This is a genomic window from Roseofilum reptotaenium CS-1145 (assembly GCF_028330985.1).
GTDB lineage: Bacteria > Cyanobacteriota > Cyanobacteriia > Cyanobacteriales > Desertifilaceae > Roseofilum > Roseofilum reptotaenium.
Window position 1 is genome coordinate 1 of record NZ_JAQMUE010000089.1, and the last position, 17,215, is coordinate 17,215.

Below are 17,215 nucleotides of genomic sequence, written 5' to 3' on the forward strand. Positions count from 1 at the left end.
GGTTATGGCCTCTGGTGGATGAACCGATTGCCAACCGTTCCTTTGAGAATCTCGATGAACTCGAAGAGGTTTTATACCAACGTTGCCGAAAGTTACTGACCCAGAGGGCATTGATTCGAGACTTGACCCGTTTTCATTGGTAGCGTGAAATCGCGGCTATACTTTGATTGATTCTCCGGACTTGATATCACATCATCTAAAATGCGCTCGACTAACCCCGCTTCAAACCCCACCCCCAAGCCCTCCGCAGGCTTCACAATCACATCCGTCAACTCCTCCCGATTCATCGGTCCCAACTTGTAATCCTTGCGGTTCAATACATCGGCAAACGGTCGATAGGACAGGGCATTCCCCAGAAAATCCGCCCGCATTGTCATCACCACCCGACCCGGTAAATCCGCAATCAGGGCATCTAAAAATTGGTGGCGTATCTCCACAGAAATTGCGAGCCGTTTTATCATAGCGTGTCGCGATCTCCCTGTATTGCTTGAATTTTTGGAATAAATTTTCAATTAGATGCCGCCACTTGTACATTTCTTGATCATATTGTCTCTGTTGTGTGCGGTTACTTTTTGGAGAAATCACAGCCAAGCAATCCGCCCCTTTGAGGCGGTCAAGAACACGTTGTGCCGCATCATAGGTTTTATCAGCAAGTAGCGCACTCATCTGATCGATGCACTCCAATAGCACGTCAGCCCCTTGTAAGTCGTGGACTTGGCCTGGGGTAAGATGAAATCCTGTGGGATTGCCCAGGGCATCGCAAGTGGCATGAATCTTTGTCGATAGTCCTCCTTTACTACGGCCTATTACCTGGGTTTCACCCGTCTCATCAGGTTTTTTTTGCACCAGTACTGTCTTGATGGGCACGCACAATAGTTGAATCAATGGCAGCATATTCGTTGTTAGCCTTTTCGGCTAACAACGAATATGCTTCAAAACGCCCTTTTCAGACCAACGGGTATGGTGGGTATGAATGACCCGAAAATCGCCAAAATGCAAGGCGTAAATCGCGCCAGGGAACTCCCGTACGATAACGATATAACACAGCTTCAACAAATAATCGATTGTCTTTGGCTGTAGCGCCTGGGTCTCCCTTTTGACTGGCTAAGAGGTGTTCGATCCTTTTCCACTGGTAGTCTCGCAAGCTATAGCGTTTCATCTGCTGCCCACATCTATGTTATTACTTGATCAATATCCCTTACCCTATCAATCTACTTTTGTCAAAAAAATTGATTGATGACACGCCCTGGTATTATAACTGAGCTATAGAGGCGCGATCGGGTCTGCAATGCGGAGCGTTGTCGCGATCCCCCAGACTACTGAGTAGCCAGAAGATCAGGTTTAGCCAAAATTCTTAATTCGCCTTGGTTGGAGATAATCTTAACTTACTGGCTGCTATAAATAACGGCTGGCTAATTGCATTAAATCCGCAATATCGATATCTCCATCACCATCCGCATCGAGTAACCGGCTCAAAACGGGATTTTTTTCCGCTTGATTGGCTCCCATTTGCACCACTTTTAGGACTAAGGGGACAGCCGTCGGTAAAGCCGATTCAATGGTACTCGCTGGTAAACCGGTTTTCTCGGCAGCCACTTGGACTAAATTTTGCAGTTGGGGTACGCTAAAGAGCGCTTGTACCGCTAGGGGATTGGCGGCCAGTCCGCTATACTGATCAAGGAGATTTTGGGCTTGGTCTTCTCCTTGTTCTTGCAGAGCCGATCGCGAAAAGCCTGCCACCACAGAAAGCAGCGATCGCATTTGCCCTTCATCTGCACCCGTATCATTGGATAATTGCTGCACGGTATTCACCAGTCCACCGATCTGCCCTAAACCCCCCTGCTCGTTCACTGCACCCAGAATCTGATTAAACCATCCCATAATCTTTTCCTCCTAAACTTGCTACCCTAGAGGGTGTTCCCTTACCCTACCAAGGAACAGGGAAGTAATACCATGTTCTAAATTCTATTCTGCTTAACCAGGGGTGAACTGTTCCCCCATTTCCCCATTCCCCCATTTCCCCAATGCCCCTGCCTCGCCTCCTGATTCTTATTGTCGGTATTACGCTGGTTTTAGGGCTAATGCTGTGGTTCATTGATGCCCTGCGCTGGTTTTACCTACAAATTTCCTATACGTCCCCGCTCTTGGGAACAGTGGTTTTATTATTAATCGTTGCCCTCTTGGGGGTATTACTCGCTGGTGTCATCTATTATGCCTGGATGTTTCAAGGGGGAAAAACCTCTAAAAGCGGCAGTCAAAGGGTGGTGAAGGTTCCCACAGAAAAAAAAGAGGCAGCCGCCGAAACCCTGAAAGCAGTGCGCCAACAGATGGATAAGATTCAGGATCGGGTGGCACGGGAAGCCTTGTTAGAGCGATCGCGGCAAATTGAATCGAATCTCCAAGGTCGGAATGTGCGCGTCGTCGTCTTTGGCACAGGTTCATCGGGTAAAACTTCGGTGATTAATGGTTTATTGGGACAAATGGTGGGTCAAGTGCAGCCGACGATCGGAACGACTCAGGAGGGGCAAACCTATCATTTACCTTTAAGAGGATTAAACCGGGAAATCCTGATTACTGATACCCCTGGTATTCTGGAGATTGGAGAAGAAGGCAGCGATCGCGCCCAAATTGCTCGCCAGTTAGCGACTCAAGCCGATTTACTGCTATTTGTCGTCGATAATGATTTGCGTCAATCAGAATACCAACCCCTGCAAGCCTTAGCCCAAATTGGTAAGCGCTCTTTATTGGTGTTCAATAAGACTGATTTATATACAGATGAAGACCGGGAGCGGATTCTCAGCCGCTTACAACAACGGGTACAGGGGCTGATGAGCAGTAGTGACGTGTTGGCGATCGCCGCTAATCCCCAAGCCGCCGTTTTACCCTCCGGCGATTTAGTCGTTCCAGACCTTGTGATTTTCCCCCTAATCCGCCGCCTAGCCGCCGTTCTCAGAGCTGAGGGTGAAGATTTGGTTGCCGATAACATTTTGATGCAAGCCAGCGCCCTAGGCGATGATGCCCGGCGGATTCTGGATACCCAGCGCAAGCGCCAAGCCGATAAGACAGTGGAACAGTTCCAATGGATCGGTGCCGGAGCGATCGCCGTAACCCCCCTACCCGTGGTCGATTTATTAGCCACAGCAGCCGTCAATGCTCAAATGGTGGTCGAATTAGGGCGGATTTATGGCTGCGAATTAAACATGGAACGGGGACGAGAATTAGCCCTCTCATTAGCCAAAACCCTCACCAGTTTAGGGATCGTGGAGGGCGCGTTAAAATTAGTGACCACTGCTCTACAATTAAATGTCGCCACCTTCATTATCGGTAAAGCTATTCAAGGAGTCACCGCCGCCTATTTAACTCGCATTGCCGGTAAAAGCTTTATCGAATATTTCCGCCAAGATCAAGATTGGGGAGACGGGGGAATTACAGAAGTTGTGCAACGTCAATTCAAACTGAACAAACGGGATGAATTTGTCAAAGCCTTCATTCAAGATGCGATCGATCGCGTCGTCCATCCCCTCACCCAAGCCACATCTGAACCGTCTGAAGAAAACGATTCTACAGCCCTATCCTCTTCTTGGACTCCCCCCATTTCATCCCTCAAAGTTCCTGAACCCCTTCCCCCCAATCTTTCTCAGCAAGATGATTGGTCTGAAGACTCAGATCTAGAGATAGATGATTGGTAAAACCAATTATTAATTATTAATTGTTAATTGTTCTACCGGGATTTTAATCTGGAACGTTGTCCCCTTTCCCACCGTAGACTCAAAGGTTAACTTTCCTTTATGCCTCTCCACCACAATCTGGTAACTAATTGCTAATCCGATTCCGGTTCCCTTACCTATAGGTTTAGTCGTAAAAAACGGATCAAACAATTGAGAGTGTAGATCTTCCGAAATACCTAATGCATTATCTTCAATCTCAATCATCACCCAATCTTTACCTGTATCTTCAGGAGCATACAGGGAAGTCGAAATATTAATTTGGTTAGGATTAGCCTCTAACGCCTCATAACTCAAATTCTGTTTTACATTGGCTTCCTCTAATGCATCAATAGCATTCGCAATTAAATTCATAAATACCTGATTTAACTGACTGGGATAGCATTCGAGTAAAGGCAGAGTGCTATAATTTTTCAGAACTTTAATTTCTGGGCGATGGGATTTAGATTTAAGCCGATTATTTAGGATCAACAACGTGCTATCAATTCCTTCATGGATATCTACCGCTTTCACTTCACTCTCATCAAGACGGGAGAAATTGCGTAATGAGCGTACAATACCCCGAATGCGATCGGCTCCAATGTGCATTGACTTCAGTAATTTAGGTAAATCTTCAACTAAAAATTCTAAATCCACTGCTTCACATTCTTCCTCTAGCTCTTCCGGGGGCGCAGGATAAAACTCCTGATAAAGCTCAAGAACCGAGAGTAAATCTTGGATATAATTATCCGCATGGGAAAGATTACCATAAATGAAATTGACCGGATTATTAATCTCATGGGCAATTCCAGCGACCAATTGCCCTAAACTGGACATTTTCTCATTTTGGATTAAGTGGGTTTGAGCCTGTTTCAGTTCCTGAAGTGTTTGTTCAAGTTGCATAGCTCTTTCTTTTTCTCTGGCCTCTGATATTTTCAATGCTTCATTGACTTTGGCAAGTTCATCCGCTTTTTTCAAGACGATTTTGATGATGGACTTTTGCAGACTTAAGGCTGCATCTATCTCACATTTTTTCCACGCAGAAGATTGCAAGTTCACCGTCTCTTTCCATAATTCAAAAGATTGTCTAGGACAAAGAAAAACATTGTTTTTGCTATTTTTCAAGGAATCCTGTGGGTTACCTGCCCAATTAACGGTCTGCAACATTTCTGGGCGAAACCAAATTAAATATTTATCTTTAGTGGCTGTAATTTTAATCGCTAAGATCCCACTCGCTACATCTTTATAGGCTGTGGATTGAGGATCGATATCAGCCAAACAAGCGGTATGGAAAAAACGGGAATCTCCCATATAGAAACCGAGATTTCGTATTAGTTTTTGCACATAGGTGTTGTCGGGAGTTTCTCCAATCAAAATCAAGCGATCGTCTAAACCCACTGCTACCCCTGTTGCTCCTACCAAATCTAAGATATTTTGTTGATTTGTAACCAATCCATCCACATAATTTTCGGCATTAGACATCGATTCTAATAAACAGGATTGGACATCTTTGAGATCGAGCTTGTATTCATAATCGCCATCATGTTCTTTATGTCCCAATTCCAAAGATAAAGACTGGGCTAAAAACTCACAAGTAAATCGTTGTTCATAAGATATAGAAATGGGGGAATCATAATGATGGCAGGCAATCAATCCCCAAAGTTGTTGATCTTTAATTAAAGAAATCGTCATTGAGGAACGCACACCCATATTTTTTAAATATTGCAGATGGCAATTGGATACACTCCTTAAATATGCTCCTTTAAAATCCGGTTTGTTCCGAGTTAAAAGACTGATATCAGGAATCATTTTTACCGCATCTGTACGAGTATCAAAAATGATTCTCAATCGATCTTTGAGGAATGAATTTCTAACCGGTTCAGGAATATCAATATCGGGATAATGTAAACCTAAATAGGACTCTAGATCTTCCCGTTTAGATTCAGCAATCACACTACCATGATGATCTTCATGAAACTTATAAAGCATTACTCGGTCAAAACTCGTGATTCTACGAATAGTTTTAGCCGCGACTTCACAGACTGCTTCCAAAGTTTGAGCTGTATTCAGTTTGATAGCACATTCTTTAGTCAGATGATAAAAACTGAGGGACTGATTTAAAGCTTGATCGCTGCTTTTTTCTAATTCTAGAATTAGGCAACTATCTTGATGATGAATCATGCTACTAAACCCAGTCTCTCCAATGCTCTTAATTTTAAGTTGAAGTGGATTATTAGACTCAACACTTAGATATGCTAAATGATTTTGAAGCAGGTTTAGTTGGGAGGAGTCCAATAATACGGACAAAGGTTGATTGAGGAGAGATTCTGGAGCATAACCTAAAAAAGATTCAGTGTTTTCACTGACTTGTATGATCGTCAAGTCTGGCTCGCTTAAGACTAATAATACACCATGAGATTGAATGGATGTAGGGAAATAAACGGATTCTTCTTGAGCGATCGTCCAGTGTCGAGAGGGACGCAAGCTAATATTGAATGGGGTCTTCATGGTTAACAGTCGAGGTAAAATAAGGTTGAAAGATGGGGTGGAATATGGAGATTAAGCGAGGTTCCCTGAGTGAAATTGGACAAATCTAGGGTAATATTGAAATTAATTTACAGTCCTTGAGTATTTTTTGCTGAGTGTAAAAAGACTAGCAATATACATGGATGTCATGGATATCATTGTAACACAAAAGAAATTACAGATGCTTTACCGTATTAGATGTTGACAAAACGTAAAATTCCAATAATTGAAGGCCAGAATGAAGTAGAAATAATGCTGGACACACTTAGAAAACGACTGTAGCTCAAGTCTTAAACTAAACTTCTCAAGTCGTAAAAGCATGGTGACCAGAAGGTGAATCTCGCGATCGCCGGTTTCAGTGTAGGATTAGGCGTTAAAGTAAGGTAGGCAAATCTAACAAACATGACGCGGGATTCAAGTGCAAGATATTGAAGGTAACCACATCCGACTCAATAAGGTCACCAGGGAATGGGTCATCTATGCTCCCAAGAGAAAGCACCGTCCCCAAGATTGGCGACAAGCCTGCACTATCGCTCCTCCAATTCCTCTTCCTTGCCCCTTTTGTCCTGGAGGGACTCATGAGGAGGAACCCATTTTACTAGAACTGCCTAAAGCGAATGGTTCTGGGTGGCAAACCCGTGTTGTTGGCAATCGCTATCCGGCACTTTCGACTCAAGGCAATACCCTGCGCGCTTCCCATGGGATTTATCTCACGATGCCAGGTTATGGTCGCCATGAGGTGATTATCGAAAGTCCAGATCATGATAAGGATATTCCTACCATGGAGCGATCGGAAGTGGAGCTGATTATAGAAACCTATCATCACCGCTACATCGATCTAATGCGGGAACATGAGAGCATGATGGGGATTATCTTCCGCAATCACGGGCAACGAGCAGGTGCGTCCCAATCCCATCCCCATTCCCAGATTATCATTACGAGCATTGTGCCTCAACAACGACGCTGGCGCGAGGAGGAAGCGCAACGATATTATGATGACTGGGGGCGGTGTTTGTACTGTGATATTCTCAAGTTTGAGTACAAGGAGCAGACGCGGATACTAGAGGAAAATAATTCATTTTTGGCGTTTGTACCCTTTGCTGCTGAAGTGCCGTTTGAGATATCGATAGCCCCGAAACATCATGAGGCGGATTTTGGCAGTCTGACGGATACAGAAAAAGCAGACTTTGCCGCTATCTTACAAAGTATTTTAACGCGGTTATCGGCAAAACTCAACGATCCAGACTATAACTACATCATTAATACCGCAGCTCGCTATAAGGCAGAAGAACCTCAAGTTCACTGGTATTGCCAAATTCGGCCCCGGTTAACCACTCCTGCCGGATTTGAAATTGCCTCTAGCGTGAGTATTAATCCCTCTTTGCCGGAATGGGATGCTGAGTTTTTGCGACAATAGGGTGTTAAGCAGATGGGGACGAGGAAAGCGATTCGCTCAGACGAAAATTTGTCCAAATCTCCGAAGTGGTCAGACACGGAGAATTCCAACTTCAGCTTATTGTAGGACATAATATCGCCAATGCAGAATATTGAATTATTCCCTCGATCGCAGTATGAAAATCCGAATTGCCCAACACGATGATATTGAGACTCTCTTTGAGATTAGAACCAGCGTCGTCGAAAATTATCAATCCCGTGAAGAGATTGCTCAACTGGGGATTACTCCAGAGTCAGTTGCCCAAATGTTAGCAACAGATAGTTGTGCATGGGTTGCTGAGATTGATAATCAACCCATTGGTTTCTCGATTGCCAATGCTACAGAAAAAACCATATTGGGGCTATTTGTCCTCCCTGCTTTTGAAGGTCGAGGTGCTGGACGTGCGCTCATACAAGCGGCTGAACGTTGGTTAGAGTCGCAGGGAATTGAAGAGATTTGGTTACTAACAGGAAACAATCCTAACTTTAGAGCTTACGGCTTTTACTTGCATCTGGACTGGGTTCCCGTTGGTGTTGAATCGGATGGAAACTTCCAAGGGGAGATAAAATTTATCAAAAAACTGACACCACAATTGCTTTGAATGTTATTTTTTAGGCATTTCATAGGAAAGATTGTGAATACGCTTGAGTTCAATACAACCAATCGCGATATTGGGGATGGTCTTTCATGTCTTCAAAGAGCCAAACCATGCGATCGAGAAACCAGGTTTTAGCCAAAAGCACCCAAGATAAACCCAGCAAAGTCGGCCAAAGTGTTAAGGTAATCAAACCCCAAAGGACGATCGCAAAACCAACCCCATTCACCGTATTCGTAAACGCCAACACGGGTTGATGATGGCTGGGAATCGGGACTTGCTTTTGATTGAGCCAAACCCGTTCTCCTAATACGCCTTTTGAAGCCCAATTTTGGGTACTTTCTGGTTTGGGAAACAGTCGCGGATTAATCCAAATCCACAACAAAACTAAGGCCATGGGAATTAATGCCCCCCAACCTAACCAAACGCGACTCCAACTGGCTAATACTAAAAGGGGTAAACTCAGGTAGCGTGTCCAAAAACTCCAGGGATTCGTATGACGTTCCCATACTGTATCCGTCATGTGGAAAATCTGGGCGATCTTTTGGGCATAAGTCATGGTTTTAAAGTTATGAATAGTATTATTGCGGACCGATTGAAGCGATTTATCTTGCTCCTAGGATTTCTCTTACAAGCCCCGTACGCGACTATACCAACGTAACAAGACTTTCGCCAACTGATGGGAATCATGGCGGACTTTATGGGCGATCGCATCCTCATCCATGACATTACTCATCACCATCCGATACCCTAACCGTGCCACATCTTCGCGATCCAAAAATACCGGATGGGAACGCTGCTTTGCATATCGGATCAGAGCCGCTTCAGAAGGGGGCCGTTTATGCACTAAAACCGCATCAAAAATCCGCCGTTTCACCACCCGATCGATCGCCCGAATATGATCGGAAACTGTATAGCCATCAGTCTCTCCCGGTTCCGTCATAATATTGCAGACATAAATCCGGGGAACCCGTTTTTTGGCGATCGCCTCCACAATTTCCGGTACTAATAAATTGGGAATCACGCTTGTATACAAACTGCCTGGCCCCATAATAATGTAATCAGCTTCCTCGATCGCGGAGATCGCGGCGGGCAGAGCTAGTGGAGACTCCGGAACACAACCAATCTTAACAATTTTTCCCTTTGCCTCTGGAATCCGCGATTCCCCCTCAATCCGGCGGCCATCCTCCAGGTCAGCCCACAAATACACATCTTCCAACGTTGCCGGTAACACCTGACCGCGTACCGCTAACACATGAGAACTCGCGGCGATCGCCTGCTCCAAGTCCCCCGTAACCTCACTCATGGCGGTCAAAAATAAATTACCAAAACTATGACCCGCTAACCCATCCCCCGTCTTAAAGCGATATTGAAACAACTCCGTCAACAACTTCTCTTCATCCCCCAAAGCCGCCAAACAATTGCGAATATCCCCAGGTGGTTGCACTCCCAACTCCCGTCGCAACCGTCCCGAAGACCCTCCATCATCCGCCACCGTCACAATCGCCGTAATATTAGCGCTATAGAGCTTCAACCCCCGCAACAACGTCGATAATCCTGTTCCTCCTCCGAGCGCCACAATTTTCGGCCCCCGATGCAGACGACGATGGGAGATCAACATATCCACCAACTCCTCATCCCCAGGAGGCCTTAACACCTGACTAATAGAATTCACCGTTTGACTCTGGCCCCACAAAATCAGTAGAATCCCCCCAATCACCACCAACGGCCCGCTAATCGTATTCGGAACCAACTGAGCCAAACTACTTAATACCGCCTCCGTTAATCTCAGCAAATAAAAAACTGGGGTCATCTTCGTCCAAATCGCCAACCCCAAAGTTGCCAGAATCATTCCCCCAGCGCTAATCACCATCCAGCGCTTAACAAACAATCCAGGGGAGAGCCACTTAAACCACTGATTCAAACGCGAAGATTTGCCACTGCGTCGGCCAATGGCTTGGGTATAATGATTTCTTCGCAGTCGCTTGAGCAGGCTAAAGGACATAGGCTTGAGGATTGAGGTTCAAGAGAGGATCAGGGAGTAGTCAATAGAAAGGTTAACCCTTCTACATCCGATTCACAACCGAACACTCGACATTTAGTGCATTCGGCTCTTAGTCTAACCTGAGTTTGGTAGAAGAAAAGGTAAGCTCAGAGAAGAATCGACTCATCAGACAAATGGCCGTACTCGATTATCTCTCTAAACAAGACTGGAAAAGCCTTGACAGGATTCAGAAGGGATCAATTTTAGGTACATGGCACAGGAAGAGAGAGTTAGGATATTGTCTATTGCCTCAATTTCTTGTAAAACTTGAAGAAGGTTATATTTAGGTGACGAGATTAACTTGTGTTGGCGTTAAAATTTCTTCTTCTTCGATCGAGATAATCAGATAAGTTTTCATGCAGTATGGTTCATGCGTTGCTCTAGTTCATGATGTTTCTCATGACTGAACAAGCCTGCTGTTAATTTTAGCAAGTGGGCGATCTCGTCCATTATCTCCCCTAGAATTCAGAAGCCGGGTTGTTCCTCGTATTTTTATGCAAGCCGCAACACTTCTTTACATTATTCGGGAGCAGGAAGTGGATAGTTGACAGTGAAGAGGAAGTCACATCAACACAATCCTGAGCTTAGAGCGGATCTAAGGAATGTTCTTGCCGTTTGACAATAAACACATTACGGTTGATCGAGCCAGTGCGCTCATGGATAAACCGATCTACACTTTGCAGGGCTAAGTAAACCCCTAACCCCCCACAGGGCCGTTGTTCGATGGACAAACATAAATGAGGCGGTTCCTCTTCTTCTGTGGGATCGTAAACAGCACCTGTATCTTCCATAGAGACCATCAGTTCTTGATCGGTCATATCCGCTCGGATATCTAAATCCCCATTAATGCCTGCTTCTACATAACCATGAATAATAATATTAGTAGCAATTTCATCAACTGCTAATCTCAATTTATAAGAGGATTTACGATCTAACCCTGCCTCCTGAGCTACAGCTAAAACATACTGTGCAATCACTGACAAAGAATCTAGTTTACCTGAAGCAATCAAATGCTGCATTATCTTAAAAAGGGATCATTTATGACTACTTTTAGGGAGGGATCAATGAGGGATCAGTCATGCAGATACGGTCAGGTCATATTTTTACTCAACCCGCTAAAATAACGGTTGCATTAAGTTGTACCAAAATAGTATCTGTTTCACCCCATTTCAATCGTAATCTGATTGGGTTAACGTTGGGTTTAAAATTAGCTTAAATTTACAGAAGGGGAGGGGGAGCGATACTCAGGAAGGCACAACCAGAAACGAGACCCCTGAGTTAGATGACTTTCAACACCTAACTGACCACCATGGGTGGCTAGAATCCGATGGCATTGATATAGACCGAGGGAAATGCCAGTTAAGGGACGATTGGTTTGACAGTCGGAAGCTTGAGGATCTAAGGAAAATAAATAGGGCAGCTTTTCGGTAGTAATACCGACTCCATTATCGGTCACTGAACAGCACACCTCATGGTTAGGGTGAGTTTGGAACTGAATCTGGATCTCGACTCCAGGGGGATTATGCTTGATGGCATTGGAGAGCAGATGTTCAAACACACGTTTCATCTGCTGAGGATCGGCATTAACGAGGGGTAATTTCTCTGGCCGATGATACGTTAGGCAAACCTCATTGGCTTGAAAATCCGGTTGCAATTCTTCTAGTACCCGTTCTAAAACGAGAGCGAGATTAATGGCTTCAGTCTCGATCGCTCTTAAGTTAGAATCTAGATTAGCCACTTCGAGCAAAGTGTTGAGTTTACGCAATTGGCGATCGCCTCCTTCAGTGAGCCGTTGCAGGAGCGATCGACTCACCGATAGGGTTTCTCCCGGTTTTTTGAGTAAATTTTGATGGAGCATCAGCATCCCCATGAGTGTGGTGCGTAAATCATGGGCAATGGCTTGAAAAAAACAATTTTTTAGTTGATTGGATCGGCTTAAGGCTTCCTGATTTTCCTGTAAGGTTTGCTTTTGTTGCTCCAAAGTGGTTTCTAACTCCATAATCGAAGCTTCTCTAAGGGTAATATCTTCCGATAAGCGATCGTGATTATGGCGCAGTAGCTCGGCATTAACCGTGAGTTCCGTTAAACTGGCAGCCAAGATCAAAGCTGTGATCTGAATGGAGCCGATCAAGATTTCAAACCCAAAGATGGCTTCTTGCCTAGTATCTGCCCTCATAATCAATAGACCTTGATCTTGACTCAAACCCATTAAAGCTAAAACGGCGATCGAGAGACTGGTGGTAAAAACCCCGATCGCGCCATAGCGAAAGGCTGCCCAAACGATAAATGGAAAACAGAGATATTCTAAGGGTGCATCAGCTATATCCAGCATCCACTGATCGTTAATCCACCCCATATTGGGGAGACCAAAAATCAAGCTACTAACAACGAAGAAAAGAACGATCGCGATCGGGGTTTCTATCCAATATTCAGGAGTATTAATCTGAATTGGCTCTTTTCCCAAAGACCAACGGCTGATCCCATAGACCAGAATGGGAGTAATTAATAAAACTCCCATACTCTCGCCCAACCACATTCTCCACAGATGCTCTAAAGCCATTTGTGACGTGAGCATATGTAACCATAGACCCAAAACTGTATCCAGAAATGCCGTAATCCCCGTACTGATCATGGCTCCCCAAAAGACTAACTGAAGTACGGGTTTGAGTTTCGGAAGCATGGGTTTCCATCGACATAATCCCAATAAATAAACACCGATCGCCGCACCCGTAATATGACTGAGGGCCCCAGCAATCGCCACTACAGGGGAAGCGCCTAACATGAGGGCATAAGCCCAACTTCCTAAGCCCACTCCTGGCCAAAGCTCGATACCATAAACCGCTAATACCCCTAGGCCTATCCCTGCCGCTGGACAAATTGGAGAAATTTCTCCTAAGCCGATCATTGTTGTCGTTATATAGGCGACAATGAAGTACACTAGGACAATCGCTCCACTGAGCAAACTGTATCGGCTAATTGGGTATCCCTGAGTTATAATTTTGGTATCCATGGGTTATGAGCTATCCACCTCTTGTCTTTTCAGGTTAAGGACGAATTGATACCGTGACTTCCTCCACTAGGGTGAATTTCTTGTGGAGAGTCAATTAATTGTTAATGCCTTGAGGGAAGTCGGGAGTTGGGAGTAAGCGGATCTTCCCTGTTCTATGCATTGATCGTAGACACTATAGAATGGTGGTGTTTTTCAATAGGTATAGTGTTTATGGATGGTTTAGCCTACCTCCATTACGCTCTGGTTTGGGATGATTTCAATGGCGATCAGATTGCTAATGTTCAGCAGCTTTTGGCGATCGCCTTAGTCATCTCTCTCTTGAGTCAAATGTCTCCCACCCTAGGAAATTATGTGTGGCAGTTGGGGGATTATGGCCCTGCGGTGGTGGAACTCCAGGATCGGCTTAAAGCAGTAGGATGTTTTCCTGGGAGTACCCGCAGTACGGGCTATTATGGCCCCATTACTACAGAATCGGTTAAAGCTTTACAAGCGGCTCAGAACATTGCGATCGATGGAATGGTTGGGGTTCACACACAAGCTTTACTGGATCGGGGTTTGGGCTGTTATATTCAGGAATACTCCTCTATTTTGAACGTGGGGAGTCAAGGAGATCGCGTCGGTAAGCTTCAAATTCAACTCAATAACTGGGGAGTCCCTCCCGAACCAGGGGGAAGCCTCAAGGTTGATGGTATTTTTGGCCCCGAAACCCAAAAATCGGTTATTCGGTTTCAAGAATTTAAGGGACTGAAGGTGGATGGTATTGTAGGGCCAGAAACTTCTCAAGCATTGTGGGAACCGCGTTTGAATGCGGAACAACAACGATTGTTTGCTGAATTTAAGGCTCTGGCTGTTTGGCTGTGTGAAGATCCCCAAAATCCAAACGATCTCGAACATAAACGGATCAGGGAAGAGATGTTATGGGGTTATTCTAATGGCGATCGCCGCCTGAATTGGGAAGACTGGAGCAAGCAATGGTGTCGGTTAGGTTTTAATCCCCAAAATCCCGATAACTGGGGCGGGATTTATCAAGGGTATATGGGACAGTTTTAATCCTTATTACTGACCTCAAGGGTTCATAATCAGGTCAAAGAAACCATCATCTAATTCGTAGCCTAACATCTGGGTAATGGCTTTGAGGCGCGATCTCGGTTCAATGCCTTGTTGTTGCATCCAGTTCATTAAGACAAAAGTTTTACGCATGACAAAAATCTCCAGAGCTTCCGGATTGAATTGAATACCATCGGTGCGATGGAATTGATGGGGAATGAGCATGGCGGTATAACGGGCTAGTTCTCCTCCTTTCCAGTCCAATAGGAAGGGCAGCCAAGGATAGACGGTATCTAAACGGATAAACCAGAGGCGGATTTCAGGAATTTCTGAAAGTTCCCTGGGATCTGTATCTTCGCGGGGATACTCAATGTTAAATTTAAGCTTCTGTTCATGGGCAGATAACTGACCTTCCGCTAATAGGGAAGCGATCGCCTCCTGAGCTGGGGCAAGATCTAAGGTTTGAATGGCTTTAGCACCCAATTTAATTTCAATAGACATGGTTTTTAATTCTGGATTGTCATTAATAATGGCGATTTAGAGCGGAGATTATTTCTGGGATGAACGCTTGAGAATAAAAAAGAAAGGTTGGGGCAAACTCTTAAAATCCATCACTCCTAAGACAGTGTTACCGTCAATTTTCCTAAAAGAATCATTGATCGGCAAATAATCATAGATCATCGTCGCGCTGATTTTATTTCGGTATTCCATCATCCGTAATCGGGCTTGACTTTTTTCTGTTTTGAGTAGAGAGTTGGTCAAACCCAATAAAGGCTTGAGCATAGCTAGATTCATCTTTGGCATTTTGCCAATCCATTCCATAGCTCTAGCATTGGGCGCAACTTTAATGATTTGTCCCTGGGCATCTAAAAATAGCAAAGGGTGTACCGTTTCGGCATTAATAAATTCTTTCCCATACCAATTGGAGGCTTCTAATAAGCCATCCATGGGGTGATCGGTATGCAATTGAGAACCTTGCCATCGACCGAACATAAATTCTAAGTTAACCGGTTCTAGGGTATCAAATAACTCTAGAGCTTTATCGAGGGTGGTTTTACCATTGTGTAGGATAGATTGGCCCTGTTTGAGGATTTCTAGATTTTGACTAACGGTCACGGGATTGACTCTTTAATTGGCGATCGATATATCTTACTTTAACCTAGTGTAGGCTGATTTGGTGCAGTTGGCCGGCCAGAAACCAACAACTGAGTGTCTGATTGGGACAGGGTAGTTTGAAAAAAATCGATATCCAAGTTATTCAATCAGAACACTTTCAAGCATAGTTAAAAGTTCTGTAATTTTATTAGCTACCACATCCCATACAATATCAAAGTCTAGTCGATCGTATTCATGGATAATTACATCTCGCATTCCTGCCATTTCACGCCAAGGAATTTCTGGATGTTCTTGACGAAATTCTTGGGATAGTCGTTTGGTCGCTTCACCAATAATGGTAATTTGATACAAGATAGCAGATAACTTTTCATCATTTGCTGCTAATTGAGATCGACTAACACCATTGGTATAACGTACAATGCGTCTAATAGCATTAATAATATCAATCAGAGATTCTCGATCGCGTGGCATAAATTGTTTTTGCTGATTCAAGTATATTATTGCGTCTGAGCCAATTCTCGCTGCGGGCGATCGCCGCTTTGGGAATCAAGTCTACTTTACGATTAAACAGGGATTCGAGTTCATCTTGCATTTGCAAGGCTTCCCTTAACCCGCGCTTGGCTTCTGGGTCAAAATCGACTAAGATATCGATGTCACTATTCGGGTGAAAGTCGTCACGTAACACCGAACCAAAAAGAGAGAATTCACAAATCTGCCAGCGATGACAAAAGTCGATAATTTCCTCCATGGGTAAATCGATTGCTGTCGCGATCTCATCATAATAAATCCATGTCACTGCTTTCTATTCTCCCTGGATTTGACTCATTTCCATACCGGCTATTCTAAAGAGAGATCGCCAACTCATTGACACCCTGCAACAATTGTATCATTTCGATTTCCCAGATTCGGAAGCGATCGCCTTAAGAAATTGTACTCAACTTCCCTCTGATTCTAGAGCTTCGACTATCCTGTTACTGACTCGATTGACCTCGATCGACTGTTCCACTCGAAGACAGGCTCAGGAATTCTGAGTTAAAGTGGTAATGAGTTTACTTTAACGGGGAAGACGAGGACAAGTGGAGAGCGATAGTGCAAGCCATCGCTGACGTAATTGCACTTTACCCTGACGAGCTAATCCTAATGCTGTTTATTCTTCAGGAGAACCCATATTATTGAACATGAGCAACGAACCGAACACCTTAGAACCGATCCGCTCTTTAGAAGATGCCATTCATCGCTGTCAAGATTTGGGAATGCGCCTGAGTCGTCAACGGCGATTTATCCTAGAATTACTCTGGCAGGAACAGGAGCATCTGTCCGCACGGGAAATTTATGACCTACTGAATCAGCAAGGAAGAGAGATCGGTCATACCTCAGTGTATCAGAATCTCGAAGCCCTTTCTTCCCAAGGCATCATTGAATGTGTCGATCGCGCCGATGGCCGGCTCTACGGTCATATTAGTGACCCCCATTCTCACATCAATTGCTTAGACAATGGCAAAATTCTGGATATTCACGTCGAGCTACCGCCAGAGTTAATTGAGCAAATTGAAGCGCAAACCGGGGTTAAAATTACCGATTATCGGATTGATTTCTATGGATATAGCGCTTCGCGCTAGGCAATAGGCAATAGGCAATAGACAATAGCTTGTATTGTTTAGGGTCTAAGGCTTCAAGCTATACTCCATAGAAGAAAGAATCGCTATATACGTGCCTTCTAACGATTCAAACAGATTGT

Annotated in this window: 16 protein-coding genes and 2 pseudogenes; 6 read left to right on the top strand and 12 right to left on the bottom strand. The window is 44.5% G+C overall.

Annotation, left to right across the window (positions count from 1 at the left end):
• A pseudogene (locus PN466_RS26500) lies at positions 1-143 on the top strand (IS630 family transposase); the annotation flags it as partial.
• On the opposite strand, the gene PN466_RS26055 reads toward PN466_RS26500, so the two are convergent.
• From PN466_RS26055 to PN466_RS20470, 3 genes and pseudogenes are all read right to left on the bottom strand, one after another.
• On the bottom strand, positions 93-461 hold the full coding sequence (locus PN466_RS26055) for an nSTAND1 domain-containing NTPase (protein WP_271943285.1): 369 nt from the start codon (positions 459-461) through the stop codon (positions 93-95). The pseudogene PN466_RS26500 and the gene PN466_RS26055 sit on opposite strands and share 51 nt — an antisense overlap.
• Positions 439-1,159 (bottom strand): annotated as a pseudogene (locus tag PN466_RS20465) (IS5 family transposase); the annotation flags it as partial. The pseudogene PN466_RS20465 and the gene PN466_RS26055, both read right to left, overlap by 23 nt.
• Before the next feature lie 236 nt (positions 1,160-1,395).
• The gene (locus PN466_RS20470) at positions 1,396-1,881 is read right to left on the bottom strand and encodes a DUF937 domain-containing protein (RefSeq protein WP_271943212.1); all 486 of its coding nucleotides are present in this window, start codon (positions 1,879-1,881) and stop codon (positions 1,396-1,398) included.
• 143 nt (positions 1,882-2,024) lie between these two features.
• Here PN466_RS20470 and PN466_RS20475 point away from each other — a divergent pair, with 143 nt between their 5' ends.
• Positions 2,025-3,689 carry a YcjF family protein gene (locus tag PN466_RS20475; protein WP_271943214.1) on the top strand — a complete coding sequence of 555 codons (1,665 nt, stop codon included), beginning with the start codon at positions 2,025-2,027 and terminating at the stop codon, positions 3,687-3,689.
• A 9-nt stretch (positions 3,690-3,698) separates the two neighbouring features.
• Here the strand turns inward: PN466_RS20475 and PN466_RS20480 are convergent, their stop codons facing one another.
• Positions 3,699-6,212, bottom strand: a complete 2,514-nt coding sequence (locus tag PN466_RS20480; RefSeq protein ID WP_271943216.1) for an ATP-binding protein — start codon at positions 6,210-6,212, stop codon at positions 3,699-3,701.
• Between the two features lie 445 nt (positions 6,213-6,657).
• On the opposite strand from PN466_RS20480, the gene galT reads away from it, so the two are divergent.
• Entirely contained in the window at positions 6,658-7,647 is a 990-nt protein-coding gene (gene galT, locus PN466_RS20485) for a galactose-1-phosphate uridylyltransferase (protein WP_390890046.1), read from the top strand.
• Between the two features lie 154 nt (positions 7,648-7,801).
• Positions 7,802-8,266, top strand: coding sequence for a GNAT family N-acetyltransferase (locus PN466_RS20490; RefSeq protein ID WP_278003169.1), 465 nt, complete (start codon positions 7,802-7,804; stop codon positions 8,264-8,266).
• Between the two features lie 49 nt (positions 8,267-8,315).
• On the opposite strand, the gene PN466_RS20495 is transcribed toward PN466_RS20490, so the two are convergent.
• The 4 genes from PN466_RS20495 to PN466_RS20510 all read right to left on the bottom strand — a co-directional run bounded on the left by PN466_RS20495 (position 8,316) and on the right by PN466_RS20510 (position 13,314).
• Positions 8,316-8,819 (bottom strand): DUF6653 family protein, encoded by a 504-nt coding sequence (locus PN466_RS20495; protein WP_271943224.1) that lies wholly within the window; start codon positions 8,817-8,819, stop codon positions 8,316-8,318.
• A 69-nt stretch (positions 8,820-8,888) separates the two neighbouring features.
• Positions 8,889-10,265: a gluconeogenesis factor YvcK family protein gene (locus PN466_RS20500; RefSeq protein WP_271943225.1), complete on the bottom strand. Its 1,377-nt coding sequence runs from the start codon at positions 10,263-10,265 to the stop codon at positions 8,889-8,891.
• Positions 10,266-10,888: 623 nt separating this feature from the next.
• A complete protein-coding gene (locus PN466_RS20505) occupies positions 10,889-11,323 on the bottom strand; it encodes an ATP-binding protein (RefSeq protein ID WP_271943226.1) in 435 nt (144 codons plus the stop codon).
• A gap of 188 nt (positions 11,324-11,511) precedes the next feature.
• Positions 11,512-13,314, bottom strand: a complete 1,803-nt coding sequence (locus tag PN466_RS20510) for a sensor histidine kinase (RefSeq protein WP_271943229.1) — start codon at positions 13,312-13,314, stop codon at positions 11,512-11,514.
• A gap of 210 nt (positions 13,315-13,524) precedes the next feature.
• Between PN466_RS20510 and PN466_RS20515 the strand changes: the two genes are divergently transcribed.
• The gene (locus tag PN466_RS20515) at positions 13,525-14,364 is read left to right on the top strand and encodes a peptidoglycan-binding domain-containing protein (RefSeq protein WP_271943232.1); all 840 of its coding nucleotides are present in this window, start codon (positions 13,525-13,527) and stop codon (positions 14,362-14,364) included.
• A 15-nt stretch (positions 14,365-14,379) separates the two neighbouring features.
• On the opposite strand, the gene PN466_RS20520 is transcribed toward PN466_RS20515, so the two are convergent.
• The 4 genes from PN466_RS20520 to PN466_RS20535 form a co-directional block, all read right to left on the bottom strand.
• The gene (locus PN466_RS20520; protein ID WP_271943234.1) at positions 14,380-14,862 is read right to left on the bottom strand and encodes a CRR6 family NdhI maturation factor; all 483 of its coding nucleotides are present in this window, start codon (positions 14,860-14,862) and stop codon (positions 14,380-14,382) included.
• 48 nt (positions 14,863-14,910) lie between these two features.
• On the bottom strand, positions 14,911-15,477 hold the full coding sequence (locus PN466_RS20525; RefSeq protein WP_271943237.1) for a DUF4334 domain-containing protein: 567 nt from the start codon (positions 15,475-15,477) through the stop codon (positions 14,911-14,913).
• A gap of 138 nt (positions 15,478-15,615) precedes the next feature.
• Positions 15,616-15,948 carry a HepT-like ribonuclease domain-containing protein gene (locus PN466_RS20530; protein WP_271943240.1) on the bottom strand — a complete coding sequence of 111 codons (333 nt, stop codon included), beginning with the start codon at positions 15,946-15,948 and terminating at the stop codon, positions 15,616-15,618.
• Entirely contained in the window at positions 15,920-16,225 is a 306-nt protein-coding gene (locus PN466_RS20535) for a nucleotidyltransferase family protein (RefSeq protein ID WP_271943283.1), read from the bottom strand. The genes PN466_RS20530 and PN466_RS20535 overlap by 29 nt, the downstream gene beginning before the upstream one ends.
• 430 nt (positions 16,226-16,655) lie before the next feature.
• Between PN466_RS20535 and PN466_RS20540 the strand changes: the two genes are divergently transcribed.
• Positions 16,656-17,096 carry a Fur family transcriptional regulator gene (locus tag PN466_RS20540; RefSeq protein WP_271943244.1) on the top strand — a complete coding sequence of 147 codons (441 nt, stop codon included), beginning with the start codon at positions 16,656-16,658 and terminating at the stop codon, positions 17,094-17,096.
• Positions 17,097-17,215 lie beyond the last annotated feature (119 nt).

Excerpts from the sequence above, each read along its gene's own strand:
- PN466_RS20470 (WP_271943212.1), bottom strand. The coding sequence starts at position 1,881 with ATGGGATGGTTTAATCAGATTCTGGGTGCAGTGAACGAGCAGGGGGGT.
- PN466_RS26055 (WP_271943285.1), bottom strand. The coding sequence starts at position 461 with ATGATAAAACGGCTCGCAATTTCTGTGGAGATACGCCACCAATTTTTA.
- PN466_RS20475 (WP_271943214.1), top strand. The coding sequence starts at position 2,025 with ATGCCCCTGCCTCGCCTCCTGATTCTTATTGTCGGTATTACGCTGGTT.
- PN466_RS20515 (WP_271943232.1), top strand. The coding sequence starts at position 13,525 with ATGGATGGTTTAGCCTACCTCCATTACGCTCTGGTTTGGGATGATTTC.
- PN466_RS20505 (WP_271943226.1), bottom strand. The coding sequence starts at position 11,323 with ATGCAGCATTTGATTGCTTCAGGTAAACTAGATTCTTTGTCAGTGATT.
- PN466_RS20530 (WP_271943240.1), bottom strand. The coding sequence starts at position 15,948 with ATGCCACGCGATCGAGAATCTCTGATTGATATTATTAATGCTATTAGA.
- PN466_RS20535 (WP_271943283.1), bottom strand. The coding sequence starts at position 16,225 with ATGGAGGAAATTATCGACTTTTGTCATCGCTGGCAGATTTGTGAATTC.
- PN466_RS20495 (WP_271943224.1), bottom strand. The coding sequence starts at position 8,819 with ATGACTTATGCCCAAAAGATCGCCCAGATTTTCCACATGACGGATACA.
- PN466_RS20480 (WP_271943216.1), bottom strand. The coding sequence starts at position 6,212 with ATGAAGACCCCATTCAATATTAGCTTGCGTCCCTCTCGACACTGGACG.
- PN466_RS20540 (WP_271943244.1), top strand. The coding sequence starts at position 16,656 with ATGAGCAACGAACCGAACACCTTAGAACCGATCCGCTCTTTAGAAGAT.
- PN466_RS20510 (WP_271943229.1), bottom strand. The coding sequence starts at position 13,314 with ATGGATACCAAAATTATAACTCAGGGATACCCAATTAGCCGATACAGT.
- PN466_RS20500 (WP_271943225.1), bottom strand. The coding sequence starts at position 10,265 with ATGTCCTTTAGCCTGCTCAAGCGACTGCGAAGAAATCATTATACCCAA.
- PN466_RS20490 (WP_278003169.1), top strand. The coding sequence starts at position 7,802 with ATGAAAATCCGAATTGCCCAACACGATGATATTGAGACTCTCTTTGAG.
- PN466_RS20520 (WP_271943234.1), bottom strand. The coding sequence starts at position 14,862 with ATGTCTATTGAAATTAAATTGGGTGCTAAAGCCATTCAAACCTTAGAT.